The sequence below is a fragment of the Vibrio sp. YT-17 genome (assembly GCF_033337375.1).
Classification (GTDB): domain Bacteria; phylum Pseudomonadota; class Gammaproteobacteria; order Enterobacterales; family Vibrionaceae; genus Vibrio; species Vibrio alginolyticus.
The window spans coordinates 1-1,262 of the sequence record NZ_JAWOQP010000116.1; the positions used below are offsets into that span (position 1 = coordinate 1).

General features: G+C 46.2%; 1 protein-coding gene. It reads left to right on the forward strand.

Going from position 1 to position 1,262, the window contains the following annotated elements:
- Positions 1 to 1,251: AarF/ABC1/UbiB kinase family protein (locus tag R7F67_RS24285; RefSeq protein ID WP_318057472.1), on the forward strand; the 1,251-nt coding region annotated here is incomplete at its 5' end.
- Between the last annotated feature and the right edge of the window lie 11 nt (positions 1,252 to 1,262).

The window sequence follows — 1,262 nt, forward strand, 5'->3', positions numbered from 1 at the left end:
AGAGTTGCGGGCAATGTTATTGCTGAAGGCACCAAGCAAATCGCCAAAGGCAACCGACCGAAAGCGAAAGACCTTTTGCTCACCCCTCAAAATATTGCACGGCTGACCGATCAACTGGCGCACTTACGCGGCGCAGCGATGAAACTTGGGCAAATGCTGTCGATGGATGCGGGAGACATTCTAGAACCGGAGTTGGCCGAGATTTTGGCCAGATTGCGTTCAAACGCCGATCCAATGCCATCAAAGCAGCTCAACAGCGTGATGGTAAATGCACTTGGTGAACAGTGGAAATCCGCGTTTCTTGCTTTCAACTTCAAACCTATTGCGAGTGCATCCATAGGGCAAGTTCACCAAGCCTACAGCGATGCTGGCGATAATTTGGCAGTAAAAGTGCAATATCCCGGTATCAGAAAGAGCATCGACAGCGACGTCGATAATGTCGGTACGCTTTTGAAAATTGTTGGCCTTATCCCTGAGTCTGTTGACTATAAAGGACTGTTGGAAGAGGCGAAAAAACAGCTGCACGACGAAGCCAATTATGAGCGAGAAGCTCAGTTTGCCTGTAGATATCACGAGGCTCTACAAGGCCATCCGCATTTTGTGGTACCAAAAATCTACCCGGAAATTTCATCCCAATCCGTTCTGGCTATGGCGTTCATTCAAGGGACGCCCATAGAGAAAATCGCAAACTACGACCAAGAAACTCGCGACTTTGTAATGCACAATTTGTTGGAACTGCTGTTTAAAGAACTGTTTGAATTCAAGATGGTGCAAACCGATCCAAACTTCGCAAACTACCTCTATCTTGAACAAAGTAAACAAATCGGGCTGTTAGATTTTGGCGCAACTCGCGAATACAGTGAACGTTTTAGTTCCGGTTATCGCCAAGCCTTTTCATCTGTCGTGAACGATGACGAACAAGGGCTCAACGATGCTTTAGAGCAAATAGGCTTTTTCGCCCAAAGCATCAAACCAGAACAGAGAATGGCGATTTTAGATTTGGTCAAAATGGCATGCGAACCCATGCTAATTGATGAAGCTTATGACTTTAAAGCCAGCGGACTGGCGCAAAAACTGCGAGAAGCTGGAACAATTCTGAGTATGGAGCAAGATTCTTGGCATACCCCACCAGCCGATGCCATATTCTTGCACCGAAAAATTGGTGGCATGTATTTGCTCGCCGCTCGAATCGGTGCAAAAGTAAACATTCGTCGATTAGTGCAACCATATCTCAAGATCAATAGTGGATAGCCTATTGTTTT